General features: G+C 66.8%; 17 protein-coding genes. 14 read left to right on the top strand and 3 right to left on the bottom strand.

Going from position 1 to position 18,253, the window contains the following annotated elements; genetic code table 11:
- Window positions 1-6: 6 nt before the first annotated feature.
- Entirely contained in the window at window positions 7-561 is a 555-nt protein-coding gene (rraA, locus tag CLM73_RS24690) for a ribonuclease E activity regulator RraA (RefSeq protein WP_158685925.1), read from the bottom strand.
- Between the two features lie 300 nt (window positions 562-861).
- On the opposite strand from rraA, the gene CLM73_RS24685 reads away from it, so the two are divergent.
- From CLM73_RS24685 to CLM73_RS24625, 13 genes are all read left to right on the top strand, one after another.
- Entirely contained in the window at window positions 862-1,722 is an 861-nt protein-coding gene (locus CLM73_RS24685) for an N-acyl homoserine lactonase family protein (protein WP_105240665.1), read from the top strand.
- A gap of 9 nt (window positions 1,723-1,731) precedes the next feature.
- Window positions 1,732-2,715, top strand: coding sequence for an ABC transporter ATP-binding protein (locus CLM73_RS24680; RefSeq protein WP_105240664.1), 984 nt, complete (start codon window positions 1,732-1,734; stop codon window positions 2,713-2,715).
- Window positions 2,712-3,425 carry an ABC transporter permease gene (locus CLM73_RS24675; RefSeq protein ID WP_105240663.1) on the top strand — a complete coding sequence of 238 codons (714 nt, stop codon included), beginning with the start codon at window positions 2,712-2,714 and terminating at the stop codon, window positions 3,423-3,425. The genes CLM73_RS24680 and CLM73_RS24675 overlap by 4 nt, the downstream gene beginning before the upstream one ends.
- Window positions 3,422-4,801: a GldG family protein gene (locus CLM73_RS24670; protein ID WP_105240662.1), complete on the top strand. Its 1,380-nt coding sequence runs from the start codon at window positions 3,422-3,424 to the stop codon at window positions 4,799-4,801. The genes CLM73_RS24675 and CLM73_RS24670 overlap by 4 nt, the downstream gene beginning before the upstream one ends.
- Window positions 4,798-5,376, top strand: a complete 579-nt coding sequence (locus tag CLM73_RS24665) for a DUF4340 domain-containing protein (protein ID WP_234015736.1) — start codon at window positions 4,798-4,800, stop codon at window positions 5,374-5,376. Before CLM73_RS24670 ends, CLM73_RS24665 begins: the two co-directional genes overlap by 4 nt.
- Before the next feature lie 246 nt (window positions 5,377-5,622).
- A complete protein-coding gene (locus tag CLM73_RS24660; RefSeq protein WP_105240660.1) occupies window positions 5,623-6,528 on the top strand; it encodes a branched-chain amino acid ABC transporter permease in 906 nt (301 codons plus the stop codon).
- On the top strand, window positions 6,528-7,508 hold the full coding sequence (locus CLM73_RS24655; protein WP_105240659.1) for a branched-chain amino acid ABC transporter permease: 981 nt from the start codon (window positions 6,528-6,530) through the stop codon (window positions 7,506-7,508). Before CLM73_RS24660 ends, CLM73_RS24655 begins: the two co-directional genes overlap by 1 nt.
- A 2-nt stretch (window positions 7,509-7,510) precedes the next feature.
- Window positions 7,511-8,251: an ABC transporter ATP-binding protein gene (locus CLM73_RS24650; RefSeq protein ID WP_105240658.1), complete on the top strand. Its 741-nt coding sequence runs from the start codon at window positions 7,511-7,513 to the stop codon at window positions 8,249-8,251.
- 3 nt (window positions 8,252-8,254) lie between these two features.
- A complete protein-coding gene (locus tag CLM73_RS24645; protein ID WP_056559215.1) occupies window positions 8,255-8,911 on the top strand; it encodes an ABC transporter ATP-binding protein in 657 nt (218 codons plus the stop codon).
- Between the two features lie 20 nt (window positions 8,912-8,931).
- Window positions 8,932-10,368 carry an aldehyde dehydrogenase family protein gene (locus tag CLM73_RS24640; protein ID WP_105240657.1) on the top strand — a complete coding sequence of 479 codons (1,437 nt, stop codon included), beginning with the start codon at window positions 8,932-8,934 and terminating at the stop codon, window positions 10,366-10,368.
- Between the two features lie 27 nt (window positions 10,369-10,395).
- Window positions 10,396-11,148, top strand: a complete 753-nt coding sequence (locus CLM73_RS24635) for a glucose 1-dehydrogenase (RefSeq protein WP_105240656.1) — start codon at window positions 10,396-10,398, stop codon at window positions 11,146-11,148.
- 86 nt (window positions 11,149-11,234) lie between these two features.
- Window positions 11,235-12,359 carry a zinc-dependent alcohol dehydrogenase family protein gene (locus CLM73_RS24630; RefSeq protein ID WP_105240655.1) on the top strand — a complete coding sequence of 375 codons (1,125 nt, stop codon included), beginning with the start codon at window positions 11,235-11,237 and terminating at the stop codon, window positions 12,357-12,359.
- 37 nt (window positions 12,360-12,396) lie between these two features.
- Window positions 12,397-13,701, top strand: a complete 1,305-nt coding sequence (locus tag CLM73_RS24625; RefSeq protein ID WP_105240654.1) for an ABC transporter substrate-binding protein — start codon at window positions 12,397-12,399, stop codon at window positions 13,699-13,701.
- A gap of 73 nt (window positions 13,702-13,774) precedes the next feature.
- Here CLM73_RS24625 and CLM73_RS24620 read toward each other — a convergent pair whose 3' ends face one another.
- The gene (locus CLM73_RS24620; RefSeq protein WP_105240653.1) at window positions 13,775-16,126 is read right to left on the bottom strand and encodes a cytochrome P450/oxidoreductase; all 2,352 of its coding nucleotides are present in this window, start codon (window positions 16,124-16,126) and stop codon (window positions 13,775-13,777) included.
- 119 nt (window positions 16,127-16,245) lie between these two features.
- Window positions 16,246-17,235, bottom strand: coding sequence for a Bug family tripartite tricarboxylate transporter substrate binding protein (locus tag CLM73_RS24615; RefSeq protein WP_105240652.1), 990 nt, complete (start codon window positions 17,233-17,235; stop codon window positions 16,246-16,248).
- A gap of 161 nt (window positions 17,236-17,396) precedes the next feature.
- Between CLM73_RS24615 and CLM73_RS24610 the strand changes: the two genes are divergently transcribed.
- Window positions 17,397-18,239 carry an IclR family transcriptional regulator gene (locus CLM73_RS24610; protein ID WP_199778196.1) on the top strand — a complete coding sequence of 281 codons (843 nt, stop codon included), beginning with the start codon at window positions 17,397-17,399 and terminating at the stop codon, window positions 18,237-18,239.
- Window positions 18,240-18,253: the final 14 nt, after the last annotated feature.

Below are 18,253 nucleotides of genomic sequence, written 5' to 3'. Positions count from 1 at the left end.
GCCGCCTCAGCCGCCAGCCGGCACGTGACGGCGCGCCAACACAATGACGCCGTCCGTGTCGGCATAGAGCCAGTCGCCCGTCCGCACGGTCACTCCGTGAATCCGTACCTGCTCACCCGCCTGCGCTGGCGCCATGGCCGCGGGCCGGTTGGGCATCGCGCCCAGCGCATGCACGCCCAGCGGCATGCGGGCCAGGACCGGCGTGTCGCGCACCTGCCCGTTCACCAGCACGCCGCTCCAGCCGTTCTGCACGCCCATGCCAGCCATGCGGTCCCCCAGGATCGCGTGCGCGGCGCTGCCTAGCCCATCCACCACCAGCACGCGGCCCAGTCCCGGCTCCGCCAGCAGTCCCGCCAGCGACAGCGCACCGTCTGCGGTGGGCGATGGCACCGCCACCACCTCGCCGAAATACCAGGACCGTCCGCCGAACGCGCGAAAGACGGGGGGTAATACACGCAGGTCCCAGTCAGCCTGACCCATGCAGGTGTCGCACAGGTCGGCGGTAGTCCAGTTGACGTCGGGGGCGCTGCTGTAGCTGGGCGGGGTGAAGGGTGTGGTCATGGCGCATCTTGCCATGCCGGACCGTCTGGATCACTAGGGTTCCCCCCACTTCGTGCGCGGCGAAGCCCTGCTTCACAAATCCTTAATTGGCAGCCAAACCGGGCTGCGTCAGAGTGCGCAACAGAGAAAACGGCCGCCAGATGCCGTTTCCGGCCGCGCATTGAGATCGTGGTCCGCCGCAAGGCGCCTTCGCACGGAAAACACCCTGTCGACGATGTAAACCCGGGACACACCGGGAGCTTGCTGATCGGCCGCGCCGTCCGGGCTGCGGCTTACCCCTGTTGGTCCGAGGAGACAACAATGAGCAAGAGCTGGAAGGCAATGGTTGGGGCGGTGGCGGTCATGGCGGGAGGATGGGCGCACGCCGCCGATGCGCCGCCGGTGGACGTGAAGCTGATGCAGCTGTCGGTGGGCAAGATCGAGCTGGACAAGGGCTTCATGACCGCCATGGTCGACGTGGGCACCAAGATCAAGATTCCGGTGCCGGCCTACGTGATCCAGCATCCGCGCGGCCTGGTGCTGTTCGACACCGGCATGAACCAGGCCACGGCCGACGGCAACTGCGCCAACTACTGGGGCCAAGGCTTGTGCGGCGCGTTCAATTCCATCCAGGGCCGCGACGAGGTCATCGACCGCCAGCTCAAGGCCGCCGGCTTTGATGTCAGCGACGTGAAATACGTCGTGTACTCGCACTTCCATCTGGATCACGCCGGCAACATCAAGATGTTCCCCAAGGCCAAGCACGTCGTGCAGAAGGCCGAGCTGCGCGCGGCCTGGTGGCCAGAGAAATTCCAGCGCGCGGCCTACGTGATGAAGGACTTCGACACCACGCGCGATTACGACTTCATCCAGGTCGAGGGTGACTTTGATCTGTTCGGCGACGGCACCATCGTGCTGCTGGACACCAAGGGCCACACGCAGGGTCACCAGTCGCTGCAGGTCAAGCTGCCCAAGACCGGCGTCGTGCTGCTGGCGGCCGACGCCATCTACACCGCTGAAAACGAGGCCGGCGTCATCCCGGGCATCACCTGGAACACGGCGGCGTCCATGCTGGCCATCGACCGCCTCAAGCAGATCCGCGATGCGCGCCAGGGCCAGCTCTGGTACAGCCACGACGCGGAGCAGCACGCGCAGAACGCCAAGACCAAAGTCTTCGACTGAAGGCGCGCCATGGAGCCCGCCGTCGCCTTGCACCAGGTCTGCAAGTCGTTCGGATCCCGTCAGGTCCTGGAATCCCTCAGCCTGTCCGTCAGGCCGGGGGAGATCCTGGGTCTGCTGGGACCGAACGGCAGCGGCAAGACCACCACGCTGCGCCTGATGGCGGGCTTTTACACGCCCGACAGCGGGCGCATCACGATCCGGGGGCGCGAACCCGCGCCGGGCCGGGGCAACGCCGACATCGGCTATCTGCCCGAACGCGCGCCGCTCTATGACGCGCTGACGGTCACGCAATATCTGGAATTCGGCGCGGGCGTGAAAGTGCAGGGCGGCGCCAGCGCGCGACGCCTGGCCATCGAACGCGCCATCGACGGATTCGATCTGCAAGGCGTGGCGCGCTCGGTGATCGGCCGCTTATCAAAAGGGCAGCGCCAGCGCGTGGGCTTGGCGCAGGCCGTGCTGAACGACCCGCCGGTGCTGCTGCTGGACGAAGCCACCAACGGCCTGGATCCCGTGCAGATCGTCGAAGCGCGCGCGATGATCCGGCGCTGCGCCGAAGGGCGCGCGGTGGTGTTCAGCAGCCACCTGATGCAGGAAGTCGAGGCGTTGTGCTCGCGCATCGCGATCCTGCAGCAAGGCCGGCTGGTCGAGGACCAGCCGCTGGGCGAATCGCGGGCCGCGCTGCAATTGCAGCTGGCCTTGCCCACCGCCGGGCATGCCGCATTGCACGCCGCGCTGTCCGCGTGCCCGGGCGTGAAGGCCGTGGACATCACGCTGCTGGATGCCGGCACCAGCAAGTGGCGCATCACATGGGACCCGCCGGGTGCGAACGTGGCCATCCACGCGACCCCCAACGCCGCCGCCTGCGACGCCGTCATGCGCACCGCGCTGGCGCACGCGGAACTGCGCGCCGTGCTGCCCGCGCAGGAAGCGGTCGAAGCCCGCCTGCTGGCGGCGCTGGCGCCCAACGATCCCCCATTACGGAGACGCGCATGAAGGGTTTCGCGGCGTTGTACCGCAAGGAACTGCGCACCGACTTCGGCTCGCCCGTGGCGCTGGCCGTCGTGGCGGTGTTCTGGGCCCTGTCGGGCTATCTGTTCAGCTTCAATCTCTTCTTTGTCAGCACCGGCCAGATGGTGACGGCGTTTCACAACATGACCATCCTGCTGATGCTGGTGATGCCGCTGGTCAGCATGCGCGCCTTTGCCGAAGAAGCGCGGCAGGGCACGCTGGAACTCCTGCTGACCCTGCCCCTGTCGGACTTCACGCTGGTCGCGGCCAAGTTCGCGGCGGGGCTGACCATGCTGGCGCTGATGCTGGCCGGCACCATGTCGGCGGTGCTGCCGTTGGCCTGGTACGGCCAACCGGACTACGGTCCCATCGTGGGCGGGTACATCGGCGTGTTCCTGTACGGCGCGCTGTTTCTGGCGATCGGCATTGCCGTGTCCAGCGCCTGCTCGAACCAGATCGTGGCCGCCAGCGCCACGTGGGGCATCCTCGTGCTGCTGTGGTTCATCGACTATCCGGCGGCGCTGGATGCGTTTCCGGCGCTCTCGCCGTTCTTCCAGGCCTTGTCGCTGTCGGCGCAGCACGTGGACTTCATCCGCGGCGTGCTGCCCGGCCCCGCCACCGTCACGCTGGCCAGCGTGGCCGTGCTGGCGCTGATGGTGGCCTCCGTCAATCTGAAACGCTGGAGGCTGCGATGAGCCCCGCCTTGCGCCGGGCCGGACGGCGGCTGTCGCCGTGGCTGCCCGTGCTGGCCGTGGCCGCGCTGCTGCTCGCGCTGAACCTGTGGGCGTCGCGCCATCTGGGCCGCATCGACCTGACCGCGCAGCGCGTGTACAGCCTGGCCCCCGAAAGCCTGGAGGTCGCGCGGCAGGTGCGTCAGCCCGTCGAGGTGACCTGGTTCTACGACCTGCGCAACAAGAGCATGGTCGACGCGCTGGAGCTGCTACGCCAGTACGAACGCGAGAACCCGCTGATCCGCGTGCGCGGCGTGGACCCCGCGCTGCGTCCGGCCGAGGCGCGCGCCGCCGGCATCCAGTTCGCGGGCAGCGCGGTGCTGGTCTCGGGCGAGCGGCGCACCACCATCAACGGCGGCACCGAAACCGACTTCACCAATGCGCTCATCCGCATCAGCCAGAACGGTGCGCAGACCGTCTGCTTCACGCAGGGCCATCGCGAAGCGCCGCTCGACAGCCTGACTTCACTGGACGACCTGGAAGACCACGACCACGACGAGAACCTGGTGGCGCGTGTCGAGGTGCATGAACAGCACGGCATGGCGATGGCGCGCAACGCCTTGCAGACGCTGGGATTCTCGACGCGCGCGGTGGGCGCGGGCAGCCTGGCGCAGGCATTGCCGCGCTGCGCCGTCGTGGTGGCGGCCGGCCCGCGCACGCCGTTTGGCGAGGATGATGCCCAGGCGCTGCGCCGCTGGACCGGCGCGGGCGGCAAGACGCTGTTGCTGCTGGAGCCCGATACCCCGCACGGCCTGGACGGTCTGCTGACGGACTTCGGCATTGCGCTGGCGCCGGGCGCGCTGGCCGATGCGGGCAGCCACTACCGCAACGATCCCGGCAGTCCCGCCGTCAGCGACTACACGCGGCACAAGATGACGCGCGGCTTGCCGCTCAGCTTCTTTCCGGGCGCGGCCGGCCTGGAACCGGCGGGCGACGCGCTGCCGCCCGGCGTGGTGGTGACGCCGCTGGCGCAGACCTCGGCCGATGCGCAGGTGCCCGGCCAGCCGCCGTCGCGCTACACGCTGATGGCGCTGGCCACGCGCAACGCGCAGGCGGCCAACGCGGACGGGGCCGCGCATCCCACGCTGCTGGTCGCGGGCGACAGCGATTTCGCGATCAACCGGCATTTCGCCACGCTGGGCAACGGTGCGCTGTTCACCAACGCCGTCACCTTGCTGGCGGGCGAGGACGCGCTCCTGACGATACGGCCCCGTCACTACGAGAACCGCCGCGTGGAACTGACCAACCGCCAGATGCGCGCGGTGTTCTGGACCAGCACGGTGGCTTTGCCGCTGCTTGCGCTGCTGACGGGGCTGCTGCTGTGGTGGAGGCGGCGGTGAACGCGCGCCGCGCGCTGTGGCCGGCGCTGCTGGTGGCGGGCATCGCGCTGTCGGTGTGGCAATGGCACGAGGCCGCCGACTCGCCGGCGCATCACGACGGCCATACCCATCTGCACGACGACCGCGGCAAGCCCGCCAGGATTTACGCCTGGGAGCCCGGCATGGCCGCGCAGGTGACGTTGGCAGGTCCCGCGGGCACGGTGCAGCTGGTGCGCGGCCCGCAGGGCTGGACCGCCACGCCGCCGGGCGCCGCCGCAGGCTTTGACGCGGCCGACTTCATCGCGCTGTTTTCGCAGACCCGCAGCGACCGCACGCTGACGCAGCAGGACGGCGAAACCTACGGCCTCGCGCCGCCGCAACTGCGCATCGACGTGCGCGATGCCGCGGGCGCGACCTTGGCCGCGCTGGACGTCGGCGCGCTGGCGCCAGATGGATTAGGCCGTTATGTACGCCTGCCGGATGAGGCGCAGATCCGGATTATCCCGGACTATCAAACCCGGGCGCCGCTGGCGGCGCTGGAGGCATCCGCCGCCACTCCACCGCTTGTTAAACCCGCCTTGCACAAAGATAAATAGGTTGCCGATAAACCCCTACCTATACTTCGCAAACATAGACAGGCGGACAGGCCCAAAGCGGTAGCGGGACGGGTCTGCAGCCTGCAATAAAAGGGCCTTCCGGCACCTCGCGCAGCCTGCGCAAGACGGCACGGAAAGGTTGATAACGAGACAAGGGCGCGCCGGGCGCGCCCGGGGCGCAAGCCCGCACGCCGCGCGAGCCTGACGGTTCGTCGCGTCCGTGCTCAGCGTATTGGGAGAAGACGCTTGACCTTGGATCTACTGCCTCTCGCCTTGGTGGACGGCGTGGCATACGCCAGCCTGCTGTTCCTGGTATCGATGGGGTTAACCCTGGTGTTCGGTGTGATGGGGATACTGAACGTCGCCCACGGCGCGTTCTATGCCTTCGGCGGTTATGCCGCGGCCAGCCTCGTCATGTTCGTGGCCCCCAAGACCGACTCTCCCATTCTTCTTTTCGCGGCGTTGTTCGTGGCGGCCATCGCGGTCGGGCTGCTGCTGGGCAGCATCATGGAATTCGTCCTGATCCGCCGCGCCCAGAACTACGACCCCATCCTCAAGCTGCTGCTCACCTTCGGCGCGTTCCTGATGCTGGAAGACATCCAGCGCATGCTGTGGGGCGCGCAGCCCTATAGCGCCAGCGAAGTCGTCAACCGGCTGGGCAACATCGAGATCGGCGACATCACCTACACCACCTATCAGCTGGTCGTTGTTCCCGCCACGGCGTTGCTGGCCTACGTGTGCCTGGAATTCTTCCTGCGTCACACCAAGCTGGGCAAGCAGACGGTGGCCACCACGCACCACCGCGAAGTCGCCACGTCGCTCGGCATCAACGCCAAGAAGATCGGCTACGTCACCTTCGTCATCGCGACCATCCTGGGCGCGCTGGGCGGCGCGATGGCCTCGCCCACGACGTCGCTCGTGCCGGGCGCCGGCACCGACATGACGGTGCTGTCATTCGCGGTGGTCGCCACCGCCGGGCTGGGCCAGATCACCGGCGCGCTGATCGCCGCGCTGCTCATCGGCATCATCCGCTCCATTGCCGTGTATGCCGCGCCGGAGCTGGAAGTCGCCGTGCCGTACATCATCATGGTGCTGGTGCTGATCATCCGACCGCACGGCCTGTTCACCGTTGCTCAAGCGAGGACGATCTGATGAAAGTCCCTGTCCTCAGCCTGCTGGCCGCGTTGTTCACGCTGTTCCTTGGCTACACCTATTCCTGGACCATCACGCCCATCGTCATCGGCCTGACCTACGCGATTGCCGCGCTGGGCGTGTCGGTGATGGCGCGCGCCGGCCAGATCTCGTTCGGCCACGCCATGTTTGCCTGCATCTCGGCGTACACCGTGGCGTTCCTGGCCAAGGCCGTGCCCGGCCTGGATGCGCTGGTGCTGATCCTGGCCGGCGTCGTCGCCAGCTTTGTCGCCGCCGTCGTCATCGGCCTTTTTGTGGTGCGTTACCGCGGCATCTTCTTCGGCATGTTGAATTTGGCGCTCAGCATGGTGCTGTTTGCACTCCTGGGCAAGCTTTACACGCTGACCGGCGGCTCCGACGGCATGCGCATCGTGCGTCCGACCATGGCCGGCATCGTGATGGAGCGCGAATCCTTCGAACGCGCGCTGCTGGTGCTGACGCTGGTCCTGTCGCTGGTGCTGGCGTGGTGGGTGCAGCGTTACTTCCGCTCGGGCAGCGGCCAGGCGCTGTCGGCCATCAAGACCAACGAAACGCGAATCGAATATCTGGGGTTTTCCGCGTACTTCATCATGTGGAAGGGCTACCTGCTGTCGGCGGTGGTGGTGGGTTTTTCGGGTGCGATCCTGGCGCTGATGCAGGGGCTGGTCACGCCGGAAATCGGCTCCTGGCTGCGCTCGGGCGAATTCGTCTTCATCACCATCCTGGGCGGCGCGGGCCATGCCGCCGGCGCGTTCCTGGGCGCGGTGGGCTTTGAATCCGTGAAGCTTGTGTCCGCCGCGTACTTCCCCGGTCTCTGGCAGTTCCTGTTGGGCCTCACGTTGATCCTGGTCATCTTCATGTTCCCCACGGGCTTCGTGGGTCAGATCACCAAGCGGATCAAATCGCGTGAACGTGCGCAACGCCGCGCGCAGGCGCCCGTGCAGGTCGCAGCAAGGAACTGAAGATGAAACCCCTCATTCAAACCACCGACCTGTACCTGGCCTTCGGCGGCGTGGTCGCCGCCGACAACATCAACTTCGAACTGCACGAAGGCGAACGCCTGGCGGTGATCGGCCAGAACGGCGCGGGCAAGACCACGTTCATCAACATCTGCACGGGGTACCTGAAGCCCGCCAAGGGCAAGGTCTATTTCGACGGCAAGGACGTCACCGCCATGGCGCCGCGCAAGATCGTGCGGCTGGGCATGGGGCGCTCGTTCCAGCTGCCGCAACTGTTCACCGAACACACCGTGCGCCAGTGCGTACAGATCGCGGCCGCGCGCCGCAACAAGGAACTGAGCTGGTTCCGGTCGCTGGAAAGCACCATCGACGCGCGCGAGGTGGACGCCACGCTGGAGCTGGTGGGCCTCTTGCCCGACGCCGACGAAGCCTGCATCGAGCTGCCCGAAGGCAAGCGCAAGCTGCTGGACGTGGCGATGGCGCTGGCGTTGCAGCCCAAGCTGCTGATCATGGACGAGCCCACCAGCGGTGTCGCATCGGAAGACAAGTTCGCGCTGATGGAAACCGTGATGCATGCGCTGGACGAGCGCCGCGTGACAAGCTGGTTCGTCGAGCACGACGTGGACATCGTGTCGCGCTACGCCACCCGCGTGGCGGCGTGGATCGCGGGCAAGGTGGCCGCGGACGGATCGCCCGAGGAAGTCTTGAACAATCCGCAGATCAGAAGCGAAGTGCTGGGGGCCTGAACCATGTTGAATCTATCGGCCATCAACGTCGACCTGGCGGGCAATCGCATCCTGCGCGACGTCAGCGCCAGCTTTGAAGCGTCGCGCACCATCGGCATCGTCGGGCGCAACGGCGCGGGCAAGACCACGCTGCTGCGCACCATCATGGGCCTGACGCGCATCCGCTCCGGCAAGATCGCGTTCGACGGCACCGATCTCACCGCGCTGCCCGGTCACAAGCGCGCCGCAATGAAAGTGGGCTACGCGCCCGAAGACCGCGTCATCTTCCCGACCATGACTGTCGAGGAAAACCTGCACCTGCCGTGCGAAGTGCAAGGCCAGTCCAAGGCCGAGATCCAGGCCCGCATGGACACCGTGCTGAAGGTGGTGCCGCAGCTGGAGCCCATGCTCAAGCGGTCCGGCTCCGCGCTGTCGGGCGGGCAGGGCAAGATGGTCGCGCTGGCGCGCGCCGTCATGGTCGGCACGCGGCTCCTGATGCTGGATGAACCCTTCCAGGGGCTCGCGCCCAAGCTGGCGCGCGACTACACCGAGGCGCTGGGCCGGCTCAAGGAAATGCAGCCCGACCTGTGCGTGGTCATCACCGAATCCAACGTGAAGCTGCTGGGCGACATCCCCGACCAGATATGGACGATCGAGCGCGGCTCGATCACGCTGAACTGATACCCCACGGAGACATTCCAATGACGCAGATGATTATCGGCGGCCGCCAGGTCGATGCCCAGGACGGGCGCACGATCGAGGTCGTTTCCCCCGTAGACGGCGAGGTGTTCACCACCATCCCGCGCGGCCAGCAGGCCGACGTCAACGCGGCGGTGCAGGCCGCGCGCGACGCGCTGGAAGGCGAATGGGGCGAGATGACGGCGCTGGAACGTGGCCGGCTGCTGATGCGCCTGGGCGAAAGCGTGCTGGCGCACCACGAGGAACTGGCGCAACTGGAATCGCGCGATACCGGCAAGCCCATGTCCACCGCGCGCGGCGACATCACCGTGCTGGCCCGTTACTTCGAGTTCTACGGCGGCGCGGCCGACAAGGTGCACGGCCAGACCATCCCGTTTCAGAAAGACTATTCGGTGCAGCTCATCCGCGAGCCGCTGGGCGTCACCGCGCACATCATTCCGTGGAACTACCCGGCGCAGATGTTCGGCCGCAGCGTGGCGCCGGCGCTTGCCATGGGCAACGCGGCGGTGGTCAAGCCCGCCGAGGACGCCTGCCTGTCGATCATCCGCGTGGCGGAGCTGGCGCTGGAAGTGGGCTTTCCGCCGGGCGCGCTGAACATCGTTTCGGGCCTGGGCGAAGAGGCGGGCGCCGCGCTGTCGCGCCATCCCGGCATCAACTTCATCACCTTTACCGGCTCGAACGAAGTCGGCGTGCTGGTCCAGCAGGCCGCCGCGCTCAACGCGGTCAAGTGCGTGCTGGAACTGGGCGGCAAGTCGGCGCACATTGTCTTTGACGACGCCAACTACAAGCTCGCCATTCCGGCCATCGTCAAGGGCATCGTGCACAACACCGGCCAGACCTGCACGGCGGGGAGCCGGCTGCTGGTGCAAAAGGGCATCTACGACGACTTCATGAAGGCGCTGGGCGCGGAATTTGCAAAGGTGCGTGCCGGCACGCCGGACATGGACCTGACCTGCGGCCCCGTCGTCAACAAGGCGCAGTACGACCGCGTCAACCGCTACATCGCCAAGGGCCTGTCCGAGGGCCTGCAGGTCGCGGCCGAAGGCGGCATTGCCGATGGCGTGCCGCAGGGCGGCTACTTCGTCAAACCCACGCTTTTCGCCGCCACCAGCCATGACAGCGACCTGCTGACGCAGGAGATTTTCGGGCCCGTGCTGGTCGCGCTGCCCTTCGCGGACGAGGCCGAGGCCATCCGCCTGGCCAACGCCACCGATTACGGCCTGTTGGGCGCGGTCTGGACCGAGAACGGCGGACGCCAGCAGCGCGTGGCGCGCGGCATCAAGTGCGGCCAGGTCTACATCAATGGCTTCGGCGCGGGCGGCGGTGTCGAGCTGCCCTTCGGCGGCGTCAAGAAAAGCGGCCACGGCCGGGAAAAAGGCTTCATCGCGCTGGAAGAAATGAGCACGACCAAAACCCTGATTCAGTTCTATGGCGAGTGATCGCCGCGCACAATACGGAGACAAGAAATGAGCCAGTTGCAAGGCAAGGTTGCGATCGTCACGGGCGGCGGCAACGGTTTCGGCGAGGGCATCGTCAAGCTGTACGCCAAGGAAGGCGCCAAGGTCGTGATCGCGGACATCAATAAAGAGGCCGCCGACCGCGTGGCTGCTGAAATCGGCGACGCCGCGCTGGCCGTGAAGGCCGACGTGTCCAGCCGCGCTGACATCGACAATGCGGTGCGCGCCGCGCTCGACAAATTCGGTGCTGTGGATATCGTGGTCAACAACGCCGCCATTACCCACAAGAACCAGCCGATGCTGGACGTGGACGAGGCCACCTTCGACCGCATGTTCGACATCAACGTGAAGTCGATCTATCACATGGCCCAGGCCGTCGTGCCCGTCATGCGCCGCCAGAAGCGCGGCGTGATCCTGAACATCGGGTCGACGGCCGGCATCCGTCCGCGCCCGGGCCTCAGTTGGTACAACGCGTCCAAGGGCGCGGTCAATGTGCTGTCCAAGTCGATGGCCGTGGAGCTGGGCGGCGAGGGCATCCGCGTCAACGCCATCTGCCCGGTCATGGGCGTGACCGGCATGTTCGAACTCTTCATGGGCTTGCCCGACACCCCCGAGAACCGCGCGAAGTTCGTGTCGACCATTCCGCTCGGCCGCTTCTGCCAGCCGTCCGATGTGGCCGCGGCCGCGCTGTTCCTGGCCAGCGATGCCGCCGAGTTCATCACCGGCGTGGAATTCCCCGTCGACGGTGGACGCACGGTATAGGTTTGGACGCCGGCTTGCCGCGGAGTCGCGGCATGCCGGATGCCGCGACCGCCCGCGGTCCGGATCACTTCTGTGGATGAAGACGCATGAAAATCAAAGCGGCGTTATTGCGGCAAGTGGGGGTCGAAGGACCGTATGCGCAGACCCGGCCCCTGACCATCGCGGATATCGAGCTGGACCCGCCCGGGTTCGGCGAAGTGCTGGTCAGGATCCGTGCGGCCGGGCTGTGTCATTCGGACCTGTCGGTCATCAACGGCGACCGGCCGCGTGGCGTGCCGATCGTGCTGGGGCATGAATCCTCCGGCGAAGTCGTGGAAACCGGACCGGGCGTCTCGGACCTGAAGGCCGGCGATCACGTTGCCATGGTGTTCGTGCCCAGCTGCGGCTGCTGCAACCCCTGCATGGAAGGCCGGCCCGCGCTGTGCGAACCGGGCGCGGTGGCCAACACCAAGGGAACGTTGCTGGGCGGCGAGCGCCGCCTGCACATCGGCGACGAATACATCAACCATCACACCGGCGTGTCCTGCTTCGCGGAATACGCCGTGGTGTCGCGGCGCTCGTGCGTCAAGGTGAACGTCGAACTGTCCCACCGCGAGGCGGCGCTGTTCGGCTGCGCCGTGCTGACCGGCGCGGGCGCCGTCATCAACCGCGCGCGGATCAAGGTGGGCGACACCGCGGCGATCGTGGGGCTGGGCGGCGTGGGCCTGAGCGCGTTGCTGGCGGCGGTTGCCGCGGGCGCGCGCCGCGTGGTCGCCATCGACCTCAGCGACGAGAAGCTGGCGCTGGCGAAAGCGCTGGGCGCCACGCACCTCGTCAATCCGAAGCAGGTCAAGACCGACGACGACCTCATGGATCTGGCCGGCGGCCGCGTGGACTTCGGTTTTGACATGGCGGGCGCCGTGCCGGCCTTCGAGACCGCCTACAAGCTCACGCGCCGCGGTGGCGCCACGGTCACATCCGGCCTGCCCAATCCCAAGTTCAGCTTCCCGCTGTCGCTGTCGCAGATGGTGGGCGAAGAGCGCGAGATCCGGGGCAGCTATCTGGGCTCGGGCGTTCCTGCCATCGACATCAGCCGCTACATCGACCTGTACAAGGCCGGCCGTCTGCCGGTGGACAGGATGATGGGCCAATCGTTTTCGCTGGACCAGATCAACGAGGGGTTCGATCACCTCGCCACCGGCGGCAGCCTGCGCGACGCCATCGTTTTCTAAGGGCACAGACCCGATCAACAACACTGGAGACAACACCATGAAGACCTCAAGACTGGCGTCCCTGCTGGGCGCCACCCTGCTGTCGGGCCTGGCCACGCTGGCCATCGCCGCCGACAAACCCAAGGAACTGAACGTCGGCATCTCGACCTTCCTGTCGGGCTCGGCGTCCGTGTTCGGCGTGCCCGCCCGCGACGCGGCCGACATCCTGATCGAAGAGATCAACGCGGGCGGCGGCATCGACGGCGTGAAGATCGTGCCCAGCTACATCGACGAAGGCGGCGGCGGCGAGAAGCTGCTGTCCGAGTACCGGCGCCTGGCCGAAGGCGGCACGCGCGTGATGCTGTCGGCCATTTCAAGCGGCCACTGCAACATCGTCGCGCCCGTGGCCGAGGACCTGAAGGTGTTGAACGTGCTGTGGGACTGCGGCACTGAAAAGGCGCTGGAAGGCAAGAAGTACAAGTACGTCGTGCGCACGCAGGCCAACGCCACCACCGAAATGGTTGCGCAGGTGCTGTACCTGATGAAGGTGAAGCCCGACTTCAAGACCATCGCCATCGTCAATCAGGACTACGCCTGGGGCCGCGATTCGCGCGACATCTTCCTGGCCGCGCTCAAGAAGTTCAAGCCCGACGTGAAGGTCGTCGCCGAGATGTTCCCCAAGTTCGGCGCCGCCGACTTCTCCACCGAAATCAGCCGCCTGCAGGCGCTGCGCCCGGACGTCATCGTCTCCACCTCGTGGGGCGGCGACCTGGACAACTTCGTGCGCCAGGCCTCGCAGCGCAACCTGTTCAAGAACTCCACCTTCGTGCTGTCGCTGGCCGAAAGCTCGCTGGAACGCCTGGGCAACGCCCTGCCCGAAGGCGTCCTGGTCGGCGCGCGCGGCGATCACTACTTCCTGCACCCGGAAACCAAGGACGATCCCAAGCACCAGGCCTTCGTGAAGAAATTCCACGACAAGACCGGCGCCTACCCGATCTACTCGGTCTATCACATGGTGCAAGGCATCAACGGCCTGAAGGCCGGCTACGAAAAGGCCATCAAGGACAACGGCGGCAACTGGCCCACGCCTGAACAGGTGGCGGCCGCGATGCACGACGTCAGCTTCAAGGGCTACGGCCGCGAGATCCAGATGCATCGCGCCGACGGCCAGGCCTTGGAAGCGCAGCTGTTCGGCGTGACCAAGAAGAGCGACAAGTACCCGTTCAAGGTCCTGGCCGACATCACCATCGTGCCGGCCGAACTGGTGACGCCCGGGGTGACGGATACGTCGATGGCGTGGATCGAAAAGAGCCTCACGCCCGAGGTGTTGAAGAGCGACCAGATCAAGGTGTTCCCGAACTGATCGGGACGGACAGAGCAAGCAGCAGTGTGTGGTGCAGGGATGGCCCCGGCGTAAACGCCGGGGCGTTTTTTTGCTACAGCTCCAGCACCACCTTCTTCCCCCCGCACGATCGCGAGCAGCAGGACATCATTTTGTTGTTCGCCTCGCGTTCCGTCCGAGTCAACACCACGTCGCGGTGGTCGATGTCGCCTTCCAGAACGCGCACCTCGCACGATCCGCACAACCCTTCCTCGCAATCGCTCTGCACGTCGATGTTGGCGGCGCGCAGTGCCGTCAGCAGCGTCTGGTCCGCAGGCACGGTGATGACGATGCCGGAATCCTTCAGCACGGCCTCAAAGGCCTGTTCCTTCGACGGATCCAGCGTCCCGAGCGTGGAATGGAAGTGCTCCACGCGCAGCGCGTCTTCCGGCCATGCCGCGCAGCATTCCGCCAGCGCGTCCAGTAGACCTTGCGGACCGCACGCATAGACCTGCGTGCCGGCGCGCGGCTCGGTGAGCAGGGCCGCATAATCGGCGCGGCTGCCTTCGTCCTTGACGTGCAGATGCAGCCGGTCTCCGTGCAGCGCCGCCAACTCGCCGGCCATCGCCATGCAGCCGCGCGAGCGTCCGCTGTAATGCAGTTCGTAATCCAGCCCCAGCTCCCGCGCACGCCGCGCCATGGCGCTGATCGGCGTGATGCCGATGCCGCCCGCGATCAGGATGAGTTTCGGGGCCGACTCGTCCATCCGGAAGTGATTGCGCGGGCCACGAATGCGCAGGCGTGCGCCGGGCGTGGCGTTCGCGTGCATCCAGGCCGACCCGCCACGGCCATCCGCCTCGCGCAGCACGGCAATCTCAAACACGCCGGTCTCGGCCGGGTCGCCGCACAGCGAGTACTGGCGCGACAGGCCGGTGTCGCCGCATTCCACATCGATGTGCGATCCGGGCGACCAGCGGGGCAGGGGCTTGCCGTCCGGCGACGCCAGGCGCAGCCGCACGATGCCGTCGGCCGCCGCTTCCGCGCTTTGCACCACGACCGGGCGAGTGATGGCGTGCGAAGACGGTTCGCCGATGCGCACCGGATGCCGGCCGTCCAGCAGAGCCGGGTTGGCGCGTTCCGGGTTCTGCGCGGGATCCCATTCCACCCAAAGATGCTCGGGGCCGCGGAACGACGTGTTGGGAACATACGTAAAAGACTGGTCCGCCAGCTTCAGATGCGGCAAGCGGCGCGTCAGTTCTTCCAGGAAGATCTGCATCTCCATGCGCGCCAGGTTCTTGCCCATGCACTGATGCGAGCCATAACCGAAGGTGAGCTGATCGCTGGCGTTTTCACGGCGGATGTCGAAGAGGTCCGCGTCTTCAAACTGGCCCTCGTCATGGTTGGCCGACGAGGTCACGATCAGCAGCTTGGAGCCGGCCGGAATCGCCACGCCCGCGATCTCCACGTCGCGCGTCGCCAGTCGCCGCCATGCCGCGACCGAGCCGTTGTGGCGCAGGCATTCCTCGACCGCGTTGGGAATCAGGTTTGGATCCTCGCAGATCTCGCGCCAGGCCTGCGGATGCTGCAGCAGCAGCTTGATCGCGTTGGCCGACGCGTTGGCGGTGGTCTCGTGCGCCGCCACGATGCCGGCCATCATCATCGAGTGCAGGTACGAATCGGTGACCACTTCCGGATGCGTCTGCTGCTTGCGCAGGCCATATTGCATCCAGCCGGGGCCGGATGGATCCTGCCGCATCTTGTCCAGGATCTTCCCGGCCAACTGCCAGAAATTGCCGACCGCGTGGGCCACGGCGACCTGCTCCTCGGGCTTGGGACGGCCCCAGGTGTTCACCGTGTGCGCGATGGAGTACTGGCGCAGCAGGTCCATGTCTTCTTCCGGCACGCCCAGGAAATGCAGCGCCACGGTCAGCGGCACTTCCCACAGCATCTGATCGACGAGGTCGGCGCGGCCGTCGTCGATGAAGCGGTCCACGTACTCGCGCGTCAGGCGGCGCACCATCGGTTCGTGATGCTTCAGTTCCTCGGGCGTGAACGGATCCATCAGCACGCGGCGGCGCGGCATGTGCGCGGGCTCGTCCTCGTTCACCAGCGTGCGGTTCATGGCATAGCCATACGACGCCAGCACCGCGTTGGCCTCCGGCCCCGTCGGCGTGATCTTCTCCAGCGCGATCGACGGGCTGAACGTGATGTTGTCGCGGAAGATTGCCTTGATGTCGTCGTAGCGCGTCACGACCCAATAGCCCAGTTGCGGGCTGTAGAACACCGGCTCCTGGTCTCGCGCCCAGCGCACGTATTCGGGCGGGTCCTGCTGATAGCCATCGCCAAAGGGGTCGAACGCGGCGGCGCGCGCGCTGACCGGACAGCCCGTCGGGCTCTGCGCCGCAGCCAGCGCGGCGTGGTCGATGGGGCAGCCCGAGGGGCGCGGGGTGGCGGATGCTTGGTTCATGAGGTCGTTCCGTGTGTTCGTCTTGCGGGCCCGCCGCGGGTTCGGCGTTTGGCGTGCGGCATTTGGCGTGCGGCGGGCCGGTGATGCGGGGTTCAGCGTGATGCCGTCCAGCGGGATGCTCAGTCCAGCGTGATGCCCAGATCCTTGATCAGCTTCTGCCAGCGGGCACGTTCGGCCGTCAGCATCTCGGCGTACTGCGCGGGCGTGTTGCCGATCGGCTCGATGCCGAACTCCACCAGACGCTGGCGCGTGGCCGGATCATTGATGGTCGCAACCACCTGCTTGTTCAGCGCATCGATCACCGGCTTGGGCGTTGCAGCCGGCACCACCACGCCGACCTGCGCCGCGGCTTCCACGTTCTTCAGACCGATTTCGGCAAAGGTCGGCACGTCGGGCAGCTGCGGCAGACGGGTCGGATTGGCGACTGCCAGTGCCTTTACCTTGCCGCCGTTGATGAAACCGGCGCCGGCGGCCAGGTCCACCATCATCGCGGGCACCTGCCCGCCAGCCACGTCCGCCAGCGCGGGCGACGCGCCGCGGTAGGGCACGTGCGTCAGGGTCAGCCCCGCCTCGACCTTCAGCAATTCCATCGCCAGGTGGTGCGGACTGCCCGCGCCGGCCGACGCGTAGTCCAGGCCTTCCTTGCGCGCCTTGGCTTCGGCCAGGAATTCCTTGGCCGAGTTGACCTTCATCGCCGGCCCGACCACCAGAATCATCGGAAACCGCCCCATCAGCGTGACGGGCGCCAGATCCTTCGCCGGGTCATACGACAGCTTCTTGTAGAGGGCCGGGTTGAACACCAGCGTGCCGTTGTCCGCGGACAGCATCGTGTAGCCGTCGGCTGGGGCGCGCGCCGTCTCGGACGCCGCAATCGCCGTGTTGCCGCCCGGCTTGTTCTCGATCACCACCGGCTGGTGCAGGCGCCCGGTCAATCCCTGCCCGATGCTGCGCGCCAGGAAATCCGACCCACCGCCCGCGGCGTACGGCACGATCCAGCGCACGGGCTTGGACGGGTAATCGGCAGCCGCCTGCTGCGCGGACGCGCTGGCACAAGCCAGCAGGGGCAGGGCCATCAGGCCGGCCAGGATGTGGTGTTTAACACTGCGCATGGACAAGTCTCCTCGTTGTGGAATGTCAAAAGTGCATTCCTTATTTGCGTAAAGCATATACGCAATGCGTAATTTTTGAAGAAGGGTTAACCTTAGTGCCGCTCCAGGCTTTCGGTTCCGCGTTTGCCGTCGAGCGCCTGCCCTCGGAGCTGTATCCCCCCATGAGCAAAGCCGCCTTGCCACCTGAATCCGACCTCGAATCCGCCCAGGATCCGGCCGCCCGGCCGCGCGAGCGCCGCCAGCGGGTCCAAGCGGCGGAAACCGGCATGTCGGTGCTGAAAGGGCTGGCTCGCCTGGGCGGCCGTGCCAGCCTCACGGCCCTGGCCGCCCACGTCGGCGAAAGCCCCGCCAAGGTCCACCGCTACCTCATGAGCCTCATCGCCGAAGGCCTGGTCGACCAGGAAGTGGCGACGCAGCAATATCACCTGGGGCTCGAAGCGCTTTATGTAGGGGTAGCCGCCATGCGCCAGGCCGACCCCCTACGCATCGGCGAACCCGTGCTCGTTCGCCTGCGTGAAAGCCTGGCCGTCACCTGCTTCATCGCCGTCATGGGCAACAAGGGCCCGACCATCGTGCGCTTCGAGGAGCCCGGCTTGCCCGTCACCGTGAACGTGCGCGTGGGGTCGGTGCTGTCGATGCTGTGGTCGGCAACGGGCCGGGCTTTTCTCGGCTTGCTGGACGAGGCGCCGGTGCGGGCGCTGGCGGCAGCCGAATTGGCCAGCGCACCGGCTGAGCAGCGCGATCTGCTGGATCGGGATGACCCCATTGGCGTCTTGCGGCGCGATGTAAGGGCGGCGGGATGCGCCACGGTGAAAGACACCAATCTGCGCGGCATCAGCGCCGTGTCGGCGCCGCTGTATGACCATACCGGACGCGTCTGCGCAGTATTGACCGCGCTGGGCGCGACGGGCGGATTTGATGTGTCCGAGGGCGGGGCGGTGGTGGCCGCAGTAAAGCGCGAGGCGCTGGCGGCCAGTGTGGCGTTGGGGTATGTGGCGGGGTGACCCTGCGCAGAACT

This window comes from Achromobacter spanius, from assembly GCF_002966795.1.
Lineage (GTDB): Bacteria > Pseudomonadota > Gammaproteobacteria > Burkholderiales > Burkholderiaceae_B > Achromobacter > Achromobacter spanius_D.
This window is presented reverse-complemented; position numbering and strand designations above follow the sequence as displayed.